This window comes from Klebsiella grimontii (assembly GCF_900200035.1).
In the GTDB taxonomy this organism is placed as follows: domain Bacteria; phylum Pseudomonadota; class Gammaproteobacteria; order Enterobacterales; family Enterobacteriaceae; genus Klebsiella; species Klebsiella grimontii.
The window spans coordinates 17,084-40,437 of the sequence record NZ_FZTC01000053.1; the positions used below are offsets into that span (position 1 = coordinate 17,084).

Sequence of the window (23,354 nt, forward strand, 5' to 3'; positions counted from 1 at the left end):
TACCCACTTTCCTGGAATACCGACAGACTAATCGCGATGACATTTTCACTTTTTGGCGACAAATTTACCCGTCATTCGGGCATCACCCGCTTGATGGAAGACCTCAATGACGGCCTGCGTACGCCGGGCGCCATCATGCTGGGCGGCGGCAATCCCGCGCAGATTCCGGAAATGAATGATTACTTCCATAGCCTGCTGGCCGACATGCTGAACAGCGGCAAAGCCCTTGATGCGCTTTGTAATTATGACGGTCCGCAGGGTAAAAGCGAGCTGCTGACCCTGCTGGCACAAATGCTGCGCGACGAACTGGGATGGGAGATCGAACCACAGAATATTGCACTGACAAATGGCAGCCAGAGCGCGTTTTTCTACTTGTTTAACCTCTTCGCAGGCCGTCGTGCGGATGGAACCACCCGTAAAGTGCTGTTTCCGTTGACGCCTGAGTACATTGGCTACGCCGATTCCGGCCTCGAAGAAGATCTGTTTGTCGCCACTCGCCCGAACATTGAACTGCTGCCGGAGGGACAGTTTAAATACCACGTGGATTTCGAACATTTGCAGGTCACGGACGAGACGGGAATGATCTGCGTTTCCCGCCCCACCAACCCAACCGGTAACGTGATCACCGACGATGAGCTGATCAAGCTGGATGCGCTGGCCAACCAGCACGGCATCCCGTTGGTGATTGATAACGCCTACGGCGTTCCGTTCCCGGGGATTATTTTCAGCGACGCCAGGCCGCTGTGGAATCCGAATATCGTGCTGTGCATGAGCCTCTCCAAGCTGGGCCTGCCGGGCAGCCGCTGCGGGATTATCATCGCTAACGAAAAAATCATCACCGCCATCAGCAATATGAACGGCATTATCAGTCTCGCCCCCGGTGGAATGGGGCCGGCCATGATGTGCGAGATGATTAAGCGCAACGATCTTCTGCGCCTGTCAGAAACGGTGATAAAGCCGTTCTATTATCAGCGCGTGCAGGAGACTATCGCCATTATTCGCCGCTATTTGCCGGAAGATCGCTGCCTGATTCATAAGCCGGAAGGGGCGATTTTTCTCTGGCTGTGGTTTAAGGATCTGCCGATTTCTACCGAGCTGCTGTACCAGCGCCTGAAAAAGCGCGGCGTTCTGATGGTGCCGGGCGACTACTTCTTCCCGGGCCTGGATAAGCCATGGCCACACACGCATCAATGCATGCGCATGAACTACGTGCCGGACCCGGAGAAAATTGAAGCGGGCGTGAGGATTCTCGCCGAAGAAGTTGAACGCGCCTGGCGTGAACAGGACCCGTCATAGGCCCGAATAAGCCAGATCTATTCCCGGCTCGCACTGCGTTTAGCCGGGCTACACGTCCCGTAGCCCGAACACGCGCGCCAGCGCCGCCTCCGGGAAACACGCTACGTCGCCAGCGCCATCCGCTGGCGACGTTCAGCGGCTATTCTTTCCAGCTCCATCGGCTCCATGCAGCGCAGCGCCTGGGTCGGGCACGCCGCCACGCAGGCCGGGCCTTCGTCGCGATGGCTGCATAAATCGCACTTCAGCGCCTGTACGCCCTCCTCCACCCGCATCACGGTCATCGCGCCATAGGGGCACGCTACCATACAGCTTTTGCATCCGATGCAGCGGCGTTGATCTACGCGCCAGACCGAATTTTCTCGGCGGATTGCGCCCTCGGGGCAGACGTTGGCGCAGGGCGCATCTTCGCACTGGCGGCACAGCGTCGCCGTCGAGAGTTCATCATTTTTCACCACGCGGATCCGCGGCGCAAAGCGCGCGGCGGAGACGCCAGAACAGTCCTGGTCCTGCTGATGGGACACCACGCAGGCGACTTCACAGGTACGGCAGCCGATGCACTTTTCCGCATCCGCGAGAATAAACCGATTCATCCTTGCTCCATTGGGGATAAAAACGCAGAGTGCCAGAAAAAACCGCTTCCGCGCCTTGATCCTGAATGGAGTCAGCGGCGTTTTCTCTCAGATGTCCGGGATTATCTGGTCATTTGCCTTAACCTTCCCGCACGGAAAAGCCCAGTTCGCGAGAAATCGCCTCTGCCGTATCGCGTAGCGGCTTGAGTAAATTTTTCTCTCCCACCTGCTTGAGGCGCGATGTTGATAGAGAGATAGAAATGGCATAAGGCACGCGCCCATGGATATCAAAAACGGGGACAGCCAGGCACGACACGCCCAGCTCGTTCTCTTCCCTGTCCATCGCCATATTTCGCTCGCGGATCTGCGCCAGTTCATCATGCATCGCAGGCAAGCCGGTAATGGTATTACGGGTCAGCGGCTGAATAATCTCCTGGTGTGAATTCCAGTAGCTCTCAACGTAGTCAGGATGGCCAAACGCCATATAAATCTTGCCCATTGCCGAGCAGTACAGCGGCATGTGCTGGCCAATATAGGCGCGCGTACGCAGCATACCGGTGGTCGGCTCCAGCTTATAAATCAGGATCGCGTGGTCATCTTCACGGCTGGAGAAGTTCACCGTCTCGCCGGTGGCCAGGTTAAGCGCCTCAAGATGCGGCGCCGCGACGTGGATAATATTCAGCGACGACAACGCCTTTTGGCCAACGGCGATAAATTTTGTCGTCAGACGATAGCTCCCCGCCGCCGGGGCAGGCGTCACGTACCCGCAGGACTGCAGCCCCTGTAATAAGCGATGAACGGTACTTTTGTTCAGTCCCGCCAGTTCCGACAGATGCGCCAGCGGACAGCCATTTGGATAATTACTCAGGATCTCAATTAGCATCAACCCACGAAAAAGGCTCTGACTTCCGGCAGGCCTCTCTTTATCTTGCGTGTTCTCGCTTTCTTTTGTGCCCATCGCTTCCGCTCCCATTTTTGTCGCGTTCAGATGGTAGCGCAAAGTGTGTTTCAGTTCACGATCTGAACCGAAAAAACACAACTTTATGATTTTTATGATTTTTAAAAATAACGCTGCCCGTTGATCTGACAAAAATTGATCGCTATATTTGAAATCAGATTTCGCATAGTGAAATTTAGAGATAAAAAAGCGATCAACTCTGACCAGGAAAACAGCAATGAAAGTCACGTTTGAGCAGTTAAAAGAGGCATTCAATCGGGTACTGCTGGCGCGTGGCGTCGCCGCGGAAACCGCCGATGCCTGCGCAGAAATGTTTGCCCGCACCACCGAATCCGGCGTCTATTCTCACGGCGTGAACCGCTTTCCTCGCTTCATCCAGCAGTTGGATAACGGCGACATTATCCCTGAGGCTCAACCGCAGCGGGTGACCAGCCTCGGCGCCATCGAACAGTGGGATGCTCAGCGTTCCATCGGCAACCTGACGGCGAAAAAGATGATGGATCGGGCCATTGAGCTGGCCTCCGATCACGGTATCGGCCTGGTCGCCTTACGTAATGCTAACCACTGGATGCGCGGCGGCAGCTACGGCTGGCAGGCGGCGGAAAAAGGCTACATCGGTATCTGCTGGACCAACTCCATCGCCGTTATGCCGCCATGGGGCGCTAAAGAGTGCCGTATCGGTACCAACCCGCTGATCGTCGCCATTCCGTCGACGCCGATCACCATGGTGGATATGTCGATGTCGATGTTCTCCTACGGCATGCTGGAGGTTAACCGCCTTGCCGGCCGCGAACTGCCCGTGGACGGCGGATTCGACGATGACGGTCGTTTGACCAAAGAGCCGGGGACGATCGAGAAAAATCGCCGCATATTACCCATGGGCTACTGGAAAGGTTCCGGCCTGTCGATCGTGCTGGATATGATTGCCACCCTCCTCTCCAACGGATCGTCGGTTGCCGAAGTGACCCAGGAAAACAGCGATGAATATGGCGTTTCGCAGATCTTCATCGCTATTGAAGTGGATAAGCTGATCGACGGCGCAACCCGCGACGCCAAGCTGCAACGGATTATGGATTTCATCACCACCGCCGAGCGCGCCGATGAAAATGTGGCGGTCCGTCTTCCTGGCCATGAATTTACCCGTCTGCTGGATGAAAACCGCCGCAACGGCATTACCGTCGATGACAGCGTATGGGCCAAAATTCAGGCGCTGTAAGGAGCTCACCCATGATTTTTGGTCATATTGCTCAACCTAATCCGTGTCGTCTGCCCGCGGCCATTGAGCGGGCGCTTGATTTCCTGCGCACGACGGATTTCCACGCGCTGGCACCCGGCGTCGTGGAAATCGACGGCCAAAACATCTTCGCGCAGGTTATCGACTTAACCACTCGCGATGCCGCTGAAAATCGTCCGGAGGTCCACCGTCGCTATCTGGATATCCAGTTTCTGGCATCGGGCGAAGAAAAAATCGGTATCGCCATTGATACCGGCAATAATCAAATCAGCGAATCTTTATTAGAACAGCGCGATATTATTTTCTATCACGACAGCGAACATGAATCGTTCTTTGAAATGACGCCAGGCAACTATGCGATATTTTTCCCGCAAGATGTTCATCGTCCTGGATGTAATAAAACTGTAGCCACGCCGATCCGCAAAATAGTCGTTAAAGTCGCTATTTCAGTTTTATAAGAAGGAGCACAAAATGAATTCGAATAATACCGGTTACATTATCGGTGCGTACCCCTGTGCACCCTCATTTCACCAAAAGAGTGAAGAGGAAGAGATGGAATTCTGGCGGCAGCTCTCCGACACCCCGGATATTCGCGGGCTGGAGCAACCCTGCCTTGAACATCTTCATCCGCTCGGCGACGAGTGGTTATTGCGCCATACCCCGGGACACTGGCAGATTGTCGTTACCGCCATCATGGAAACCATGCGCCGCCGCGGTGAAAACGGCGGCTTTGGGCTGGCGTCCAGCGACGAAACGCAGCGCAAAGCCTGCGTGGAGTACTATCGCCACCTGCAGCAGAAGATCGCTAAAATCAATGGCAATACCGCCGGAAAGGTCATTGCCCTTGAGCTTCACGCCGCCCCGCTGGCGGGCAATGCCAACGTGGCTCAGGCTACCGACGCCTTTGCCCGTTCATTAAAAGAAATTACCCGCTGGGACTGGTCCTGCGAGCTGGTGCTGGAGCACTGCGACGCGATGACCGGCAGCGCGCCGCGCAAAGGATTTTTGCCGTTAGAAAACGTGCTGGAAGCCATTGCCGATTATGACGTTAGCATTTGTATTAACTGGGCGCGTTCGGCCATTGAAGGGCGGAATACCGTGCTACCGCTCACCCATACGCAGCAGGTAAAACGGGCAGGAAAGCTCGGCGCGCTGATGTTTTCTGGCACGACGCAAACCGGCGAGTACGGCGAATGGCAGGATTTACACGCGCCGTTCGCGCCTTTCTGCCCGCAGAGCCTGATGACCACCGAACACGCTCGTGAATTATTTGCCTGCGCAGGAACCGCCCCCCTGCAATTTTCAGGCATTAAATTACTGGAAATTAATGCCAGCGCAAACGTTGATCATCGCATCGCGATATTACGCGACGGCATCTCCGCGCTAAAACAAGCACAATAATAATAATCACCTTCATCACCAGAATATTTTTAATATTACGAGACTATAAAGATGAATATAACCTCTAACTCTACAACCAAAGATATACCGCGCCAGCGCTGGTTAAGAATCATTCCGCCTATACTGATCACTTGTATTATTTCTTATATGGACCGGGTCAATATTGCCTTTGCGATGCCCGGAGGTATGGATGCCGACTTAGGTATTTCCGCCACCATGGCGGGGCTGGCGGGCGGTATTTTCTTTATCGGTTATCTATTTTTACAGGTTCCCGGCGGGAAAATTGCCGTTCACGGTAGCGGTAAGAAATTTATCGGCTGGTCGCTGGTCGCCTGGGCGGTCATCTCCGTGCTGACGGGGTTAATTACCAATCAGTACCAGCTGCTGGCCCTGCGCTTCTTACTGGGCGTGGCGGAAGGCGGTATGCTGCCGGTCGTTCTCACGATGATCAGTAACTGGTTCCCCGACGCTGAACGCGGTCGCGCCAACGCGATTGTCATTATGTTTGTGCCGATTGCCGGGATTATCACCGCCCCACTCTCAGGCTGGATTATCACGGTTCTCGACTGGCGCTGGCTGTTTATTATCGAAGGTTTGCTCTCGCTGGTTGTTCTGGTTCTGTGGGCATACACCATCTATGACCGTCCGCAGGAAGCGCGCTGGATTTCCGAAGCAGAGAAGCGCTATCTGGTCGAGACGCTGGCCGCGGAGCAAAAAGCCATTGCCGGCACCGAGGTGAAAAACGCCTCTCTGAGCGCCGTTCTCTCCGACAAAACCATGTGGCAGCTTATCGCCCTGAACTTCTTCTACCAGACCGGCATTTACGGCTACACCCTGTGGCTACCCACCATTCTGAAAGAATTGACCCATAGCAGCATGGGGCAGGTCGGCATGCTTGCCATTCTGCCGTACGTCGGCGCCATTGCTGGGATGTTCCTGTTTTCCTCCCTTTCAGACCGAACCGGTAAACGCAAGCTGTTCGTCTGCCTGCCGCTGATTGGCTTCGCTCTGTGCATGTTCCTGTCGGTGGCGCTGAAAAACCAAATTTGGCTCTCCTATGCCGCGCTGGTCGGCTGCGGATTCTTCCTGCAATCGGCGGCTGGCGTGTTCTGGACCATCCCGGCACGTCTGTTCAGCGCGGAAATGGCGGGCGGCGCGCGCGGGGTTATCAACGCGCTTGGCAACCTCGGCGGATTTTGTGGCCCTTATGCGGTCGGGGTGCTGATCACGTTGTACAGCAAAGACGCTGGCGTCTATTGCCTGGCGATCTCCCTGGCGCTGGCCGCGCTGATGGCGCTGCTGCTGCCGGCGAAATGCGATGCCGGTGCTGCGCCGGTAAAGACGATAAATCCACATAAACGCACTGCGTAAACTCGAGCCCGGCGGCGCTGCGCCTGCCGGGCCTGCGAAATATGCCGGGTTCACCCGGTAACAATGAGATGCGAAAGATGAGCAAGAAACAGGCCTTCTGGCTGGGTATTGATTGCGGCGGCACCTATCTGAAAGCCGGTTTATATGACGCCGAAGGTCATGAACATGGCATTGTGCGGCAAGCGCTACGGACGATGTCGCCCCTGCCGGGTTACGCCGAACGCGACATGCGCCAGCTCTGGCAACACTGCGCGGCGACCATTGCCGGGCTATTACAGCAGGCAGGTGTATCCGGCGAACAGATTAAAGGCGTGGGCATCTCCGCTCAGGGTAAGGGCCTCTTTCTCCTCGATAAGCAGGATCGGCCGCTGGGTAACGCCATCCTCTCCTCCGATCGTCGGGCGCTGAAAATCGTTCAGCGCTGGCAGCGGGACCGTATTCCCGAACGGCTCTATCCCGTTACCCGCCAGACGCTGTGGACCGGACATCCGGCTTCTTTGCTGCGCTGGGTAAAAGAGAATGAACCCCAGCGCTACGCGCAAATTGGCTGCGTGATGATGGGGCATGACTATCTGCGCTGGTGCTTAACCGGCGCGAAGGGCTGCGAGGAGAGCAACATCTCCGAGTCCAACCTCTACAACATGGCCATGGGCCAGTACGACCCGCGCCTGACCGAGTGGCTGGGCATCGGTGAAATCGATAGCGCGCTGCCCCCCGTTGTAGGGTCAGCCGAAATTTGCGGGGAGATCACCGCTCAGGCAGCCGCTTTAACCGGTCTGGCGGCGGGTACTCCCGTCGTTGGCGGCCTGTTTGACGTGGTCTCCACCGCCCTTTGCGCCGGGATTGAGGATGAGTCGACCCTCAATGCGGTGATGGGGACCTGGGCCGTCACTAGCGGTATCGCTCACGGCCTGCGCGACCATGAGGCCCACCCTTACGTCTATGGCCGCTACGTCAATGACGGCCAGTATATCGTTCACGAAGCCAGCCCGACCTCATCCGGCAACCTCGAATGGTTTACCGCCCAGTGGGGCGATCTCTCGTTTGATGAGATCAATCAGGCCGTCGCCAGCCTGCCGAAAGCCGGGAGCGAGCTGTTTTTTCTGCCGTTTCTCTATGGCAGCAACGCCGGGCTGGAGATGACCTGCGGCTTTTACGGCATGCAGGCGCTGCATACCCGCGCGCACCTGCTGCAGGCGGTTTATGAAGGCGTGGTATTTAGCCATATGACCCACCTCAGCCGTATGCGCGAACGCTTTACAAACGTTCAGGCCCTGCGCGTCACCGGCGGCCCGGCGCACTCCGACGTCTGGATGCAGATGCTGGCGGACGTCAGCGGCTTACGCATTGAACTCCCGCAGGTGGAAGAGACCGGCTGCTTTGGCGCGGCCCTCGCCGCTCGCGTCGGCACCGGCGTATACCGCAGCTTTAGCGAAGCCCGGCGCGCCCGGCAGCACCTGGTACGCACGCTGCTACCCGATATGACCGCCCACGCGCGCTATCAGCGCAAATACCGCCACTACCTGCATTTGATTGAAGCACTACAGGGCTATCACGCCCGTATTAAGGAGCACGCATTATGAGCCGACCATTACTGCAGCTGGCGCTCGACCATACCAGCCTTCAGGCTGCGCAGCGCGATGTCGCCCTGCTACAGGATCACGTTGATATTGTGGAGGCGGGAACCATCCTCTGCTTAACCGAAGGGCTTAGCGCGGTTAAAGCCCTGCGCGCCCAGTGTCCGGAGAAGATCATCGTCGCCGACTGGAAAGTCGCCGACGCCGGTGAAACCCTGGCGCAGCAGGCCTTTGGCGCTGGCGCCAACTGGATGACTATTATCTGCGCCGCACCGCTCGCCACGGTCGAGAAAGGCCACGCCGTAGCCCAGGCCTGCGGCGGTGAAATTCAGATGGAGCTGTTCGGCAACTGGACGCTGGATGACGCCCGCGCCTGGTACCGTACCGGCGTCCATCAGGCAATTTACCATCGCGGACGCGATGCCCAGGCCAGCGGGCAGCAGTGGGGAGAGGCGGATCTGGCGCGCATGAAAGCGCTGTCCGATATTGGCCTTGAGCTGTCGATTACCGGCGGCATTACCCCAGCCGATCTACCGCTGTTCAAAGATATCAACGTCAAAGCCTTTATTGCCGGGCGCGCGCTGGCAGGCGCCGCCCATCCGGCGCGGGTTGCCGCCGAATTCCACGCGCAAATCGACGCTATCTGGGGAGAACAGCATGCGTAACCACCCGTTAGGTATTTATGAAAAAGCGCTGGCGAAGGATCTCAGCTGGCCTGAGCGGCTGGTACTGGCCAAAAGCTGCGGTTTTGATTTTGTCGAAATGTCGGTGGACGAGACCGATGAACGCCTTTCGCGCCTGGAGTGGACCCCGGCCCAGCGCGCATCGCTGGTGAGCGCGATGCTGGAAACCGGCGTCGCCATTCCCTCGATGTGCTTGTCCGCCCATCGCCGTTTCCCCTTTGGCAGCCGCGATGAAGCGGTACGCGATCGGGCGCGAGAGATTATGACCAAAGCCATCCGCCTGGCGCGCGATCTGGGGATCCGCACCATCCAGCTGGCGGGTTACGACGTCTATTACGAAGAGCATGATGAAGGCACCCGGCAGCGTTTTGCCGAAGGGCTGGCCTGGGCGGTAGAACAGGCCGCCGCCGCGCAGGTAATGCTGGCGGTGGAGATCATGGACACCGCCTTTATGAACTCCATCAGCAAATGGAAAAAGTGGGACGAGATGCTTTCGTCACCGTGGTTTACCGTCTACCCGGACGTCGGCAACCTCAGCGCCTGGGGAAACGACGTCACCGCCGAGCTGAAGCTGGGCATCGATCGTATCGCCGCCATCCACCTGAAAGATACGCTGCCCGTGACCGACGATAGCCCTGGCCAGTTCCGCGACGTGCCGTTCGGCGAAGGATGCGTCGATTTTGTCGGCATTTTTAAGACGCTGCGCGAACTGAACTACCGCGGTTCATTTTTGATTGAGATGTGGACGGAGAAAGCCAGCGAGCCGGTGCTGGAGATTATCCAGGCCCGGCGCTGGATTGAATCACGGATGCAGGAAGGGGGATTCACATGTTAGAACAACTGAAAGCCGAGGTACTGGCGGCAAACCAGGCCCTCCCCGCACACGGCCTGGTCACCTTTACCTGGGGCAACGTCAGCGCGGTCGATGAAACGCGCAAGCTGATGGTCATTAAGCCCTCCGGCGTCGAATATGAGGTGATGACCGCCGACGATATGGTGGTCGTAGAGATGGCCAGCGGTAAAGTCGTTGAAGGCGGTAAAAAACCCTCTTCAGATACGCCAACGCATCTGGCGCTTTATCGCCGCTATCCGCAGATCGGCGGGATCGTGCATACCCACTCCCGCCACGCGACGATCTGGTCGCAGGCCGGGCTCGATCTCCCCGCCTGGGGCACCACCCACGCCGACTACTTCTATGGCGCGATCCCCTGTACCCGACGGATGACCGTTGAGGAGATTAACGGCGAGTATGAGTATCAGACCGGTGAGGTGATTATTAAAACCTTTGAACAGCGCGGCCTGGATCCGGCGCAAATCCCGGCGGTATTGGTCCATTCGCACGGCCCCTTTGCCTGGGGTAAAGACGCCGCCGACGCCGTACATAACGCCGTGGTGCTGGAGGAGTGCGCCTACATGGGCCTCTTCTCGCGCCAGCTGGCGCCACAGCTGCCGGATATGCAGTCTGAACTGCTCGATAAACACTATCTGCGTAAACACGGCGCGAACGCCTATTACGGGCAAAACTAGTCCCGCGGAACTCCCCGGATTGCGGCTAACGCCTTATCCGGGCTACCGGCGGTCCGGTAGCCCGGGCAGGCGCTTTGCGCCGCCCCCGGGGGAAGCGTGCAGGATGTTGCTGAACTTTCCAGGAGGCGATGCTGCGCATCTGTCCGGGCTACGCGTCCCCGGCGCTCTGCGGTCAGATCGCCCGGTCAGCACAGCGCCGGCGGGAAAAACCCATCAACCCTACGCCGAATTAATATGTTCCTTGCAGTAACGACGCTTCCACGCCGCCGGCGTCAGGCTGGTGTGCTTGCGGAAAATCTTGCGAAAATAGCCGACATCGTTAAACCCGCATTTCATCGCCACCTCGGTAAGCGACAGGGAATCGCTGATAAGCAGCTTTTCCGCCGCCCTTACCCGCTGACGGTGCAGCGCTTCGGTTAACGTCAGCCGGAAAGCATGGCGATAAACGCGCCCCAGATAATCCGCGTTGCAGTGCAGCTCCTGCGCCAGCGTGGATGCGGAAAGGGGCAAATGAAACCGGGTACGAATGATTTGCTGCGCTCTCCACGCCAGCGCGTTGCCGGGACTGTCGGCGGGCTGTTCGCCTGCTGCCGCCGAAATTTGCTGCAAAATCAGCAGCAGGATCAGCTCCAGCGCCACGCTACGATGAATATTTTCCTGCTCGCGTAAGAATTGACGGAACAGTGAAATAATATACTGCGGGTCATTAACGCGCATATGTTGTGGAATAGAAAGCAGCGCATCACCCTCACCCGACGTCACTTCAAAATGCAGCCAGTAGAATTTTAAATCTGACGGAAACAGTCCGATCCCCACATGTAATCGCTGCGGCCAGAGCAGCAAACTTTCCCCGGCATTCACGCTAAAAACTTTGTTGTTTTCGCGAATCGTTAATGTCCCTTTTTCCACAAAGATTATTTCCCAGGAGTGAAGCTGACGAGCCGGATGGCTGCCGACGCCGCGGGAAATAAACAACCCGCCGTTCTGCACCTTAATCGGAAGTGACATGGATAATTCAAGCATAGATATTCAACATTCCGCTTTTTTCATCATAAATAACCTCTCATTGCCATTGATTATTCACGATAAAATAGGGTGCTGCCGGATCGAAATCACATTTTTATCATCAGGTCGGAATCGTCCTCTTTTTATACTTTTTCATTCCCTTGTTGCCCCCCATATTTCGTGCAGAATAAATAACGTAATTTGCAAATAACACAATTAAAGCCCGCGCCTCAGCGGGATATTATTCCGCACATCATCTCCGGGAGTTATTTATGACTTCGGCTCCGATTACTACAAGCGATTTAGCACGGCGCGTCCAGGACGACAAACTATCCCTACGGGAAAAAATAGGCTACGGACTTGGCGACGCGGGCGGGACGGTGATTACCTGCCTGATCATGAACTTTTTGACTTTTTTCTATACCGATGTCTTCGGCCTGACGCCCGCGCTGGTCGGAACCCTGTTTCTGGCCCTGCGCGTTTTTGACGCCGTTTCCGATCCTATCATGGGCGTGCTGGCCGACCGTACCCAAAGCCGCTGGGGGCGCTTTCGTCCCTGGCAGCTGTGGATTGCCGTGCCGATCGGCGTTATCGGCGTTCTGACGTTTACCGTGCCCGATGCCAGCATGGGGGTAAAAATCGCCTGGGCGTTCGGCACCTATCTGCTGCTCTCGGTGAGCTACACCGCGATTAACGTCCCCTACTGCGCGCTGATCAACACCATGACCACGCGCCATACCGAGGTTATCTCATGTCAGGCATGGCGTTTTGTGCTGTGCGGCGTGGCGGGTTTCTTAGTCTCCGTTGGGCTGCCGTGGCTGGTGAAAGCGCTCGGCAAGGGCGATACCGCGCAGGGCTATCAGTACGGCGTCGCCGTACTCTGTGCCATCGCGGTGGCGATGTTCCTGTGCTGCTTTTTCTGGGTTCGCGAACGCGTCTCGCTGGATGTGATGGGAAAATTTACCCTGCGCGAGCACATCGCCGGCCTGCGCAATAATGACCAGCTGCTGCTGATGCTGGTGATGTCGTTCCTGCTGATTAACGTTTTTAATATCCGCGGCGGCGGCTATATGTACTTCATCACCTACGTGCTGGGCGGCTCCACCGGCTACACCTCACTGTTCTTCACCATGGTGACCTTCGCCTCGATTGCGGGCTCCGCGATCATCAATCTGCTGTCGCGCCGCTTCGATACCGTCAAACTCTACTATTACACCAACCTGGCGCTGGCCGCGCTGGCCGTCGCGATGTGGTTTTTACCAACCGGGGCGGCATACCAGACCCTGTGGCTGATCGTCATCCTCGGCAACGGCATTATTCTCGGCTTCACCCTGCCGCTGCACTTTTCGCTGATGGCCTTCTCCGACGACTACGGCGAATGGAAAACCGGGGTGCGCTCTTCCGGTATGAACTTCGCCTTTAACCTGTTCTTTATCAAGCTGGCATGGGCCTCCAGCGCCGGCATTATCAGCGTCGTGTTTATCTACGTGGCTTACCAGCCGGGCGTGGAAAACCAAACGGCCTCATCCCTGGCGGGCATCTCCTCAATGGAGACCCTGCTGCCCGCCCTGTTCCATCTGCTGCTGGCCTTCACTATTCGCGCCTGCAAGCTTAACAATCCGATGATGGCGCGCATTGCCAGCGACCTGCGCACGCGTCACGTTCAGCCTTAAGGAGTCCGTCATGCCCGTTATGGAAGTCGATCTGCACAAACTGAAAATCAACGATCCGTTCCTCGGCCAGTACCAGCAGCTGGTGCGCGATGTGGTGATCCCCTACCAGTGGGATGCGCTTAACGACCGCATCGAAGAGGCGGATCCTAGCCATGCGATAGAGAACTTCCGCATCGCCGCCGGGCGACAGGAGGGCGAATTCTACGGCATGGTCTTTCAGGACAGCGACGTGGCGAAATGGCTGGAGGCGGTGGCCTGGTCGCTGTGTCAGAAGCCGGACGCCGAGCAGGAAAAAACCGCCGACGAGGTAATTGAACTGGTCGCGGCCGCCCAGTGTGAAGATGGCTATCTGAATACATATTTCACGGTCAAAGCGCCCGAGGAGCGCTGGACTAACCTCGCCGAATGCCACGAACTGTACTGCGCCGGCCACATGATTGAAGCGGGCGTCGCCTTCTTCCAGGCCACCGGCAAGCGTCGTCTGCTGGAAGTCATCTGCCGCCTCGCTGACCACATCGATAGCGTGTTTGGCCCCGGAGAGAACCAGCTGCACGGCTACCCTGGCCATCCGGAAATCGAGCTGGCGTTAATGCGCCTGTACGACGTCACTCAGGAGCCACGCTATATCGCGCTGGTGAAGTACTTCGTTGAGGCGCGCGGCACGCAGCCGCATTTTTACGATATCGAATATGAGAAGCGCGGCAAAACCTCTTACTGGAACACCTACGGTCCGGCGTGGATGGTGATGGATAAGCCCTACAGCCAGGCGCATCAGCCGATTTCCGAACAGCCGGTCGCCATCGGCCACGCGGTGCGTTTCGTCTATCTGATGGCCGGCGTTGCCCACCTCGCCCGTTTAAGTCAGGATGAGGGCAAGCGCCAGGATTGCCTGCGCCTGTGGAAAAATATGGCCCAGCGTCAGCTGTATATCACCGGCGGCATCGGCTCGCAGAGCAGCGGGGAGGCCTTCAGCAGCGACTATGACCTGCCAAACGACACGGTCTATGCTGAAAGCTGTGCTTCCATTGGCCTGATGATGTTTGCCCGCCGGATGCTGGAGATGGAAGCCGACAGCCAATATGCCGACGTGATGGAGCGCGCGCTGTATAACACCGTGCTGGGCGGCATGGCGCTCGACGGCAAGCACTTCTTCTACGTCAATCCGCTGGAAGTACATCCAAAATCCTTAAAATTCAACCATATTTACGATCACGTTAAGCCCGTCCGCCAGCGCTGGTTCGGCTGCGCGTGCTGCCCGCCGAATATTGCCCGCGTGCTGACCTCGCTGGGACACTATATCTACACGCCGCACGACGATGCCCTGTACATCAACCTGTATATCGGCAATAGCGCGGAGATCCCGGTGGGCAATGAGGCGCTGCGCCTGCGCATCAGCGGCAACTATCCGTGGCAGGAACAGGTGCAGATAGTCATCGATTCATCGTCGCCTGTGCATCATACCCTGGCCCTGCGCCTGCCGGACTGGTGCGATAAGCCGCAGGTGACGCTCAACGGCGCGCCGGTTACGCAGGACGTACGCAAAGGGTATCTGTACATCAGCCATCTCTGGCAGGAGGGCGACACGCTGCTGTTAACCCTGCCGATGCCGGTGCGCCGCATTTATGGTAACCCGCTGGTGCGCCACCAGGCAGGCCAGGTCGCCGTCCAGCGCGGCCCGCTGGTTTACTGCCTGGAGCAGGCGGATAACGGCGAGCAATTGCATAACCTGCAGCTGCCGCGCGACGCCCGATTTAGCACTGTAGAAGGCAAAGGGATTTTTGCCCGCAAGATACTTCTCCAGGCGCCGGGCTATAAGCAAACGGCGGAAGATGCCGAGCAGCAGGCGCTGTGGCGTTACGATCGCGCGCCGTCCAGCCGTCAGCCGCACCTGCTGACCTTCATCCCGTGGTTTAGCTGGGCCAACCGCGGCGAAGGCGAGATGCGTATCTGGGTGAACGAAGCGGAAGCGTAAGTGTGAGGATTCCCCGGTGGCGCTGCGCTTACCGGGACAACAAGGTTTGTGCGTTATCGTAGCCCGGGTCAGGCGTTCACGCCGCGACCCGGGACAACCTGCTTATGCTAAAGAAACAGCGCTTTATCGCGTAGGATATGGTCATTACCGCGACGGCGGGTAAAGCCGATACGGTCGAAATACTCGAGGATCTGAATCGCCAGCTTGCGCCCGACGTTCAGCGTATCGCGGAAATCCGCCGCGCAGGTTGATCCCCTCTCCAGATCCAGCTCGCGGATCATTTTGGCAAACGCCACAATCCGATCGTTGCGATAGTAGCGATCTTTGACGATCGCGGTAATCATCCCCTGCTGCGCCGCCTGGCGTAATACCGCTCGCATTAACGACTCTTCCACGTTGGCTTCCCGCGCCAGATCGCGCACCCACCATGGCTCATCGGCAAACAGCCCGACCACCCGCTGCCAGATGGCCTGCTGCTCGTCGGTAAAGCCCGCTTTATGCTCCGGCAGATGCAGCCATCCGTGGTGGCTGTGAACAGTGCCGCTTTCGCGCATCTGCTCAATCAACAGCAGCACCAGCGCCTCATCTTCCATCGGCAGCGCAATACGCCGCAGCCGCTCGCGGCCCGGCCCGGGCTCATCGCGATGTTGATCGTGGTAACGCGCCAGGGCGTCGAGCAGTTTCCGCTGCCAGCGCGCGGCAAGCGGGGCGCTCAGCAGACTATTGCCCGCCTGCAGGTAATCAGGACGGTTAATCAGCGCCTTCAGCCCCTCGTCGCTGAGCTGACGCGCCCAGGCGAAATCATCGAGGCGCACCGCGTCGCGCTGCAGATGAATATCCAGCGCCTGGACGTCATCGCCCTGCGCGGCGGCCAGCGCGCGCAGCCACTGTAGATACTCCGGCTTACGCTTGCCCCGGCGCGGCGGATTGAGGGTCACCACTCGCGCGCCGGCCAGCGTCAGGCGCGCGGAAATATCGCGCAGCACCAGACGGTCGTTATCCGCCAGCCGCAGCGGCGTATCGAGAACCAGCTCCGCCAGCGCGCCTTCGAGCAGCGACACGCGACCGGTAATATGGCTGGCGGCGTGGTGGATATGCAGCGGCTGCCACTGGCTAAGCGGCGTATGGCACTGGAGTTCGACAATGACCCGTTCAGAGGCTTCCGGCGGTGGTACCGCCAGCAGCCAGTCGCCGCGGTTAAGATCCTCCTTTTGCGCATCGCCGACAATATTCAGCGCGATGCGCTGACCGGCCCACGCTTTCGCCACCGGCTGATTCTGCGCGTGCAGCCCGCGCACGCGCATCGGTTTATCGACGCCGGTCAGCCACAGCGTATCGCCAACGTTAACTTCGCCGGAAAGCGCCGTCCCGGTGACCACCAGCCCCGCGCCTTTGACGGTAAACGCCCGGTCGATCGCCAGGCGAAAACGCTGATGCTGTGGGTGAGCGCGCGCGGAAAGCTGCAGGAGATGATCGCGCAGCCCGGCGATACCCAGGCCTTCCGTCGCCGCGACGGTAAACAGGGTCGCGCCGGTAAAGCCGAACTCCGCCAGCGCCGCCTCGACCTCCGCCTTCACTTCCTCAACCCGCGCCGTTTCTACGCGGTCCGCTTTGGTCAGCGCCACGGTTAACGTCGGCTTCCCCGTGAGCTGGAGGATCGCCAGGTGCTCGCGCGTCTGCGCCATCACCCCATCATCGCAGGCCACCACCAGCAGCGCGTGATCGATACCGCCGACGCCGGCCAGCATATTGGACAAAAATTTTTCGTGGCCGGGGACGTCGATAAAACCCAGCACCCGCCCGTCGGGCTGCGGCCAGTAGGCGTAGCCCAGGTCGATAGTCATCCCGCGCGCTTTCTCTTCCGGCAGGCGATCGGCGTTGATGCCGGTAATCGCCTGTAGCAGCGTGGTTTTGCCGTGGTCAACGTGTCCGGCGGTGGCAATAATCATCTCAATAACATCTCCATAAACCGGGGTTCATCCTCAAGACAGCGCAGGTCCAGCCACAGGCGTCCATCGTAGATCCTGCCAATAACCGGCACGGGCAACAGACGCCAGCGCGCCGCCAGGGCTTCCAGCCGGCTGCCGCGGCCATCGCGCGGAGTAAAGGTCAACGCCGCGCTGGGCAAGCGGTCTACCGGCAGCGAACCGCTGCCGATCTGCGACAGACATGGCTCAACCTGCAGGTCAAAATCAGCATAATGCGCAGCCAGCGCGGCCTGAATGCGCTCGCCCTGCTGGCGGATCGCCTCCGCCTGGCGGGTCAGCAGCCGCAGGGTCGGCAGTTCAGCGGCCAGCTTTTCCGGGTGCAGATAGAGGCGCAGCGTGGCCTCCAGCGCCGCGAGGGTCATTTTATCCGCCCGCAGGGCGCGCTTGAGCGGATGGCTCTGCAAACGGGCGATCAGCGCTTTCTTTCCGACAATAATTCCCGCCTGCGGGCCGCCCAGCAGCTTATCGCCGGAGAAGCTCACCAGGCTGACGCCGGCGGCAATCATCTCCTGCGGCATCGGCTCTTTCGGCAGGCCGTACTGGCTTAAATCCACCAGCGAGCCGCTACCGAGATCGGCGACCACCGGGATATTCAGTTCGCGGCCAATCTCCGCCAGCGCCGCCTCATCGACTGCTTTAGTAAAGCCCTCGATGCTGTAGTTGCTGGTGTGCACCTTCATCAGCAGGCCGGTATTGTCATTAACGGCCTGACGATAATCTTTCGCGTGGGTGCGGTTCGTGGTTCCGACTTCATGCAGGACGCAGCCCGCCTGGCGCATCACGTCGGGAATACGGAACGCGCCGCCGATCTCCACCAGCTCGCCGCGCGACACCACCACCTCGCTGCCGCTGGCGGTTGCCGCCAGCATCAGCAGCACTGCTGCAGCATTGTTGTTGACGATACACGCGTCCTCCGCGCCGGTGATCCGGCAAAGCAGATCGGCCAGCGCGCGGTCGCGGTGGCCGCGTCCGGCATCATCAAGATCGTATTCCAGCGTCACCGGCGCGCGCATCGCCTGGGCAACCGCCGTCACCGCCGCTTCCGCCTGAATCGCCCGGCCAAGATTGGTGTGCAGCACGGTGCCGGTCAGGTTGAACACCGGGCGCAGCGCGCTCTGTTGCGTTTGGCTCAAACGACGCGAGGTCTCCATCAGCCACGCTTCGCACCAGCCCGGCAGCGCCTGGTTCAGACGGATATATTCCCGCGCCTCGTCCAGCATCTGACGCAGCAGCGCCACCGTCTGGGAGTGACCATATTGCATCAGCAGCGGTGAAAATGCGGGGTCGCGGAGTAAACGGTCGATGGCCGGAAGCCGGGTATAAAGCGCACGAATTTCGCTAGTCATGAATGAACCTATTTTCCCCCCTCCCGCCGGGAGAGGGAGTCAACAAATGAGCGGCAATTGTAATACCTCCGCGCAAAAACTGTTACCCGTCTGGGTCAACTCACCGGCGGTTCGGTGCGCGCAAAGCTGGCGCGCTGAAAGAGGGAATCCACCAGCCGAACCAGCTTCGGTCGGGTGGCGCACCAGCCCGGCGCGACGCGGCGGAAGTTGAGATAAGCGATGGCGCAGGCGGTCGAAATGGTCGCCAGATTGACCTCCTCAGGACGTAACGTGCCGTCATTCGCATACCCTTCCAGCGCATCAAGACCGCGCGCGATTTTTTCACGCTGGCGCAGCAGTTCGCTTTCCGACTGCTGGGCCGCAGGGCGCGTTTTCTCCCGTACCAGCGTTTGCGCAGCTTCCATCACGCCATCAGCCAGCGCTTCAATTTGACGCAATTTCAGCGCAGCCTTCGGCGCCGCAGGCAGCATATCCGGCGCGATGCCGAGCTGCTCCAGATATTGCGCAATAATGGGCGAGTCGTACCAGCATTCACCGTCATCGGTGACCAGCGCGGGTACTTTTCCCAGCGGATTGTACTGCGCCACGCCGTTGGTCTCGTGGTAAGGGAATTCGTTGACGAACTCGAAGGGAATCGCTTTTTCCAGCAGTATGATGGAAATTTTGCGCACAAAGGGACTGGTGTAGCTGCCGATCAGTTTCATTGCCTGCTCCTTTCGCCAACAAAGTAGTCAGTATGGCGCAGTCGCAGGCAAATAGCAGAGAGAGAAATCACCTCATGCCAGACCGACCCCGCTAATGGTCCAGATAGAGATAGTGCATCCAGCTGGTCATCCGCAGCAGCACCTTGCGCATCACTGAAACATGGGTGAAATGATCGGAGTAGACTGCCACCTGGGCGTAAATACCGTCAGGCAGGGCATCTACGGCGGCGTCGGGCTCCAGCTCAATGGTCGCCAGCACGCCGTCGGTGCCCGGCGTCACCGTCAACGCCTGCAGCGTGCCCTGCGCCTGGTACGTTCCCCCCGGCACGACGGGCAGGATGCTCACCAGCTTGCCGCGAAAGACCTGGCCCGGCAGCGCGTTGAACACCGCTTCGGCATCGTCGCCCTTCTCCAGCCTGAGCAGCGAATTTTGCCGGAACTGCGCCACAATCAGCCGTTTTTGCTGGGGGATAAAGACCATCACCGGACGCAGCGGCAGCGAGGCGGCATAGGTCCCAGGACGAATTAACACCTGGGTGATATAGCCGTCGCTGGGCGCGCGTACGGTCGTCTGATCGAGGTTATATTTCGCCTCCGCCAGCTGCGCGCGCAGGCTAACCACCTGCGACTGCTCACCGTTTATTATGCTATCGAGCTGGCTCTGGATCTGCGCCTGCTCCGCGACCGACCCTTTCACCATCGCATCCTGGGCCAGATAATTTTGCCGGGCATTATCGATATCGCTTTCCGAAAACGGATTGACCCGCGCCTGGCTTCCTTTCAGGTAGCGCTGATAATCCTTATACAGGCGATCGCGCTCCGCCGAAACGCGGGTGGTATTGGCCTGAGCCTCAGAAAGCTGGGCTTTAAGGGTATTAATACTGTGCAGCGCGGTAACAAGGTCGGCCTGTAGCCTGTCCACCCGGGCCTGATAACGCGCCGGATCGATGGTAAACAGCACCTCTCCCTTTTTAACCCGTTGATTGGCTTTATCCGTGACGCTGCTGACCACCCCGGTGACCTGCGGCGTAATAGGAATAGAAATAACCGCTTTTTGCGCGGTAAAGGTATATGGGTGGTTGTAGTTCATTAATAAGATAAGCGCGCTAACAATAAATACGCCACCCAGCGCCGCGGTGGGAACCGTCCATTTATTTACCGGGATCTTAAATATTTTAAATATCGACCAGGCAATCGCCACATAGGTCAAAATAATCAGTAGATCCATGAGTTATTTCTCCACCGAAGGAGGTTGAGCTGACGGTCGAAGACCGGTTATTTGCTGCTCGAGCGCGATAACCCGCTGGCGCAGTTCGCTGATTTCGCCCTCCTCTTCCGCCGCCTCAGACGGCGCCCCATCCCGCCCGTGCTGCATGCCCCAGCCGCGTTCAGGCCGATAAAGCGTGGCCCAGATCCATAAAAACGGCCAGATGACGTGCAGCGTAAAAAGACTCACCCAGCCTGCGACGTGAATCGCATCGGCATGCGGGTGATTACGTTTCTTCGCGATCAGGTAAGGAATATCATGGAGAATGATGATTCCATAAAAAATCACCAGAAATACAAAGATCAGAACGCCGAGCGCAAAATAATTGAGAAACATAATTTCCTCGGATTTACGCTAATTATTTTTAAGATGTGTGTCGGGCCGGATAAAAAATGGCCGACAAACTGAGCATAATTCACCCGTTTCATTTTCGCCATTGACGACTAAAATGTTCTTGAGCAGATCGCGTTGCTGAATGACGCATCGGCAAGCGGAACGCGGCATAACCTGCGCGAGATCACACCAGGTTAAATCCGGGTGAAAATATTTTGTGATATACATCACAAACAAATAACAAAATGCCAAAGTAAATTTGTGATTTTCATCACATAAAAATGCATAACCCCCCCTAAAAACCCGGTCTGTTGTTTTTTTACACACCTATTTTGTGATGAAGATCACCACAAAAGACCATCATCGCCCTATATTCATGTGATCTGTATCACATAAAAATCCATCGACTGGACAGCTTAACGATTCAGTGCCAGATTTCGCACTATCACTCAGGGCCCGGCTACCTCTGCCGCCTTATTAACAACAAGCCTCGGGCTTTCAGCCTGCCGATAGCAAAAACAGAAGAAGGGGTGTTTTATGTCATCCGATATCAAGATCAAAGTGCAAAGCTTTGGTCGTTTCCTCAGCAATATGGTGATGCCAAATATCGGCGCGTTTATCGCGTGGGGTATTATCACCGCTCTATTCATTCCGACAGGATGGTTACCGAACGAAACGCTAGCGAAGCTGGTTGGTCCGATGATCACCTATCTGCTGCCGCTGCTGATCGGTTATACCGGCGGTAAGCTGGTTGGCGGCGAGCGCGGCGGCGTAGTCGGCGCGATTACCACCATGGGCGTTATCGTCGGCGCGGATATGCCGATGTTCCTCGGCTCCATGATCGCCGGCCCGCTGGGCGGCTGGGCAATTAAAAAATTCGACGTCTGGGTAGACGGTAAGATTAAATCCGGTTTTGAGATGCTGGTGAATAACTTCTCCGCAGGCATCATCGGTATGATCCTCGCCATTCTGGCGTTCCTCGGCATTGGCCCGGCGGTTGAAATCCTGTCGAAAATTTTGGCCGCAGGCGTTAACTTCATGGTGGCACACGAGATGCTGCCGCTGGCGTCTATCTTTGTTGAACCGGCGAAAATCCTGTTCCTCAACAACGCCATTAACCACGGTATTTTCTCGCCGCTGGGTATTCAGCAATCCCACGAGTTGGGCAAATCCATCTTCTTCCTGATCGAAGCTAACCCGGGTCCGGGGATGGGCGTCCTGCTGGCGTATATGTTCTTCGGCCGCGGCAGCGCCAAACAGTCCGCGGGCGGTGCGGCAATCATCCACTTCCTCGGCGGTATCCACGAGATTTACTTCCCGTACGTGCTGATGAACCCGCGCCTGATTCTGGCCGTTATCCTCGGCGGGATGACCGGCGTGTTCACGCTGACCATCCTCAACGGTGGTCTGGTCTCTCCGGCTTCTCCGGGCTCCATCCTGGCCGTGCTGGCAATGACGCCGAAGGGCGCCTACTTCGCTAACATCGCCGCGATTGTCGCCGCGATGGCCGTTTCCTTCGTGGTCGCAGCGGTTCTGCTGAAAACCAGCAAAGTGAAAGAAGAAGATGATATCGAAGCCGCGACCCGTCGCATGCACGATATGAAAGCCGAATCCAAAGGCGGCGCGACTCCGCTGGCCGCTGGCGATGGCGCGAACGACCTGAGCCACGTGCGTAAAATCATCGTCGCCTGCGACGCCGGTATGGGCTCCAGCGCCATGGGCGCAGGCGTGCTGCGTAAAAAAGTGCAGGATGCCGGGCTGAGCAACATCTCCGTGACTAACTGTGCAATTAACAACCTGCCGCCGGATGTGGACCTGGTCATCACCCATCGCGATCTGACCGAGCGCGCGATGCGTCAGGTGCCGCAGGCACAGCATATTTCGCTAACCAACTTCCTCGACAGCGGCCTGTACACCAGCTTGACCGAACGTCTGGTGGCGGCGCAGCGCCATACTGACAACGAAGAGAAAGTCCGCGATAGCCTGAAAGACAGCTTCGACGCGGCTGACACCAACCTGTTCAAACTCGGCGCGGAGAACATCTTCCTCGGCCGTAAAGCGGCGACCAAAGAAGAAGCGATTCTGTTTGCCGGCGAGCAGCTGGTGAAAGGCGGCTACGTTGAGCCGGAATACGTCCAGGCGATGCTGGACCGTGAAAAGCTGACCTCCACCTATCTGGGTGAGTCCATCGCGGTACCGCACGGCACTATTGAAGCCAAAGATCGCGTCCTGAAAACCGGCATCGTCTTCTGCCAGTATCCGGAAGGCGTGCGCTTCGGCGAAGAAGAGGACGAGGTGGCTCGCCTGGTTATCGGTATCGCGGCTCGTAATAACGAGCATATTCAGGTCATTACCAGCCTGACTAACGCGCTGGACGATGAGTCGGTGATTGAGCGTCTGACGAAAACCACCAGCGTTGATGAAGTTCTGACGCTGCTGAAAGGGTAATT

At 57.8% G+C, this 23,354-nt stretch carries 20 protein-coding genes; 12 read left to right on the plus strand and 8 right to left on the minus strand.

Annotated elements, in window-relative coordinates:
• Positions 1-36: 36 nt before the first annotated feature.
• Positions 37-1,296 carry a valine--pyruvate transaminase gene (avtA, locus tag KOSB73_RS29630; protein ID WP_004137799.1) on the plus strand — a complete coding sequence of 420 codons (1,260 nt, stop codon included), beginning with the start codon at positions 37-39 and terminating at the stop codon, positions 1,294-1,296.
• Between the two features lie 101 nt (positions 1,297-1,397).
• On the opposite strand, the gene KOSB73_RS29635 is transcribed toward avtA, so the two are convergent.
• Positions 1,398-1,886 (minus strand): 4Fe-4S binding protein, encoded by a 489-nt coding sequence (locus KOSB73_RS29635; RefSeq protein ID WP_004137798.1) that lies wholly within the window; start codon positions 1,884-1,886, stop codon positions 1,398-1,400.
• A 118-nt stretch (positions 1,887-2,004) separates the two neighbouring features.
• Positions 2,005-2,838, minus strand: a complete 834-nt coding sequence (gene yiaJ, locus KOSB73_RS29640) for an IclR family transcriptional regulator YiaJ (protein WP_128804969.1) — start codon at positions 2,836-2,838, stop codon at positions 2,005-2,007.
• A gap of 202 nt (positions 2,839-3,040) precedes the next feature.
• On the opposite strand from yiaJ, the gene yiaK reads away from it, so the two are divergent.
• The 8 genes from yiaK to araD all read left to right on the plus strand — a co-directional run bounded on the left by yiaK (position 3,041) and on the right by araD (position 10,616).
• Positions 3,041-4,039 carry a 3-dehydro-L-gulonate 2-dehydrogenase gene (gene yiaK / locus KOSB73_RS29645; RefSeq protein WP_004137795.1) on the plus strand — a complete coding sequence of 333 codons (999 nt, stop codon included), beginning with the start codon at positions 3,041-3,043 and terminating at the stop codon, positions 4,037-4,039.
• Positions 4,040-4,050: 11 nt separating this feature from the next.
• Positions 4,051-4,515 carry a YhcH/YjgK/YiaL family protein gene (locus tag KOSB73_RS29650; protein WP_049086991.1) on the plus strand — a complete coding sequence of 155 codons (465 nt, stop codon included), beginning with the start codon at positions 4,051-4,053 and terminating at the stop codon, positions 4,513-4,515.
• 13 nt (positions 4,516-4,528) lie between these two features.
• Entirely contained in the window at positions 4,529-5,458 is a 930-nt protein-coding gene (locus KOSB73_RS29655) for a DUF4862 family protein (RefSeq protein WP_024359743.1), read from the plus strand.
• A 51-nt stretch (positions 5,459-5,509) separates the two neighbouring features.
• Positions 5,510-6,829, plus strand: coding sequence for an MFS transporter (locus tag KOSB73_RS29660; RefSeq protein ID WP_004137789.1), 1,320 nt, complete (start codon positions 5,510-5,512; stop codon positions 6,827-6,829).
• Between the two features lie 77 nt (positions 6,830-6,906).
• A complete protein-coding gene (locus KOSB73_RS29665; protein WP_098141416.1) occupies positions 6,907-8,412 on the plus strand; it encodes an FGGY-family carbohydrate kinase in 1,506 nt (501 codons plus the stop codon).
• Positions 8,409-9,071 (plus strand): 3-keto-L-gulonate-6-phosphate decarboxylase UlaD, encoded by a 663-nt coding sequence (gene ulaD, locus KOSB73_RS29670; RefSeq protein WP_024359741.1) that lies wholly within the window; start codon positions 8,409-8,411, stop codon positions 9,069-9,071. The genes KOSB73_RS29665 and ulaD overlap by 4 nt, the downstream gene beginning before the upstream one ends.
• Positions 9,064-9,924 (plus strand): L-ribulose-5-phosphate 3-epimerase, encoded by an 861-nt coding sequence (locus KOSB73_RS29675; RefSeq protein ID WP_024359740.1) that lies wholly within the window; start codon positions 9,064-9,066, stop codon positions 9,922-9,924. Before ulaD ends, KOSB73_RS29675 begins: the two co-directional genes overlap by 8 nt.
• Positions 9,918-10,616, plus strand: a complete 699-nt coding sequence (gene araD / locus KOSB73_RS29680) for an L-ribulose-5-phosphate 4-epimerase (protein ID WP_098141418.1) — start codon at positions 9,918-9,920, stop codon at positions 10,614-10,616. Before KOSB73_RS29675 ends, araD begins: the two co-directional genes overlap by 7 nt.
• 219 nt (positions 10,617-10,835) lie before the next feature.
• Here the strand turns inward: araD and KOSB73_RS29685 are convergent, their stop codons facing one another.
• Complete coding sequence (locus tag KOSB73_RS29685; protein ID WP_024359739.1) at positions 10,836-11,639, minus strand: AraC family transcriptional regulator; 804 nt, start codon at positions 11,637-11,639, stop codon at positions 10,836-10,838.
• A gap of 254 nt (positions 11,640-11,893) precedes the next feature.
• Between KOSB73_RS29685 and KOSB73_RS29690 the strand changes: the two genes are divergently transcribed.
• Both KOSB73_RS29690 and KOSB73_RS29695 read left to right on the plus strand, forming a co-directional pair.
• Positions 11,894-13,294, plus strand: a complete 1,401-nt coding sequence (locus tag KOSB73_RS29690; protein ID WP_024359738.1) for an MFS transporter — start codon at positions 11,894-11,896, stop codon at positions 13,292-13,294.
• A 10-nt stretch (positions 13,295-13,304) separates the two neighbouring features.
• On the plus strand, positions 13,305-15,266 hold the full coding sequence (locus KOSB73_RS29695; RefSeq protein ID WP_024359737.1) for a glycoside hydrolase family 127 protein: 1,962 nt from the start codon (positions 13,305-13,307) through the stop codon (positions 15,264-15,266).
• Between the two features lie 107 nt (positions 15,267-15,373).
• Here the strand turns inward: KOSB73_RS29695 and selB are convergent, their stop codons facing one another.
• The 5 genes from selB to KOSB73_RS29720 form a co-directional block, all read right to left on the minus strand.
• Complete coding sequence (gene selB, locus KOSB73_RS29700) at positions 15,374-17,215, minus strand: selenocysteine-specific translation elongation factor (protein ID WP_024359736.1); 1,842 nt, start codon at positions 17,213-17,215, stop codon at positions 15,374-15,376.
• A complete protein-coding gene (gene selA, locus KOSB73_RS29705) occupies positions 17,212-18,600 on the minus strand; it encodes an L-seryl-tRNA(Sec) selenium transferase (protein ID WP_024359735.1) in 1,389 nt (462 codons plus the stop codon). Before selA ends, selB begins: the two co-directional genes overlap by 4 nt.
• A gap of 95 nt (positions 18,601-18,695) precedes the next feature.
• Positions 18,696-19,304: a glutathione S-transferase gene (locus KOSB73_RS29710; RefSeq protein ID WP_049089304.1), complete on the minus strand. Its 609-nt coding sequence runs from the start codon at positions 19,302-19,304 to the stop codon at positions 18,696-18,698.
• 91 nt (positions 19,305-19,395) lie between these two features.
• Entirely contained in the window at positions 19,396-20,532 is a 1,137-nt protein-coding gene (locus KOSB73_RS29715; protein WP_004137771.1) for an HlyD family secretion protein, read from the minus strand.
• A gap of 3 nt (positions 20,533-20,535) precedes the next feature.
• Complete coding sequence (locus tag KOSB73_RS29720; RefSeq protein ID WP_049089301.1) at positions 20,536-20,907, minus strand: DUF3302 domain-containing protein; 372 nt, start codon at positions 20,905-20,907, stop codon at positions 20,536-20,538.
• Between the two features lie 534 nt (positions 20,908-21,441).
• Between KOSB73_RS29720 and KOSB73_RS29725 the strand changes: the two genes are divergently transcribed.
• Entirely contained in the window at positions 21,442-23,352 is a 1,911-nt protein-coding gene (locus tag KOSB73_RS29725; RefSeq protein ID WP_024359732.1) for a PTS mannitol transporter subunit IICBA, read from the plus strand.
• The last annotated feature ends 2 nt before the right edge of the window (positions 23,353-23,354 follow it).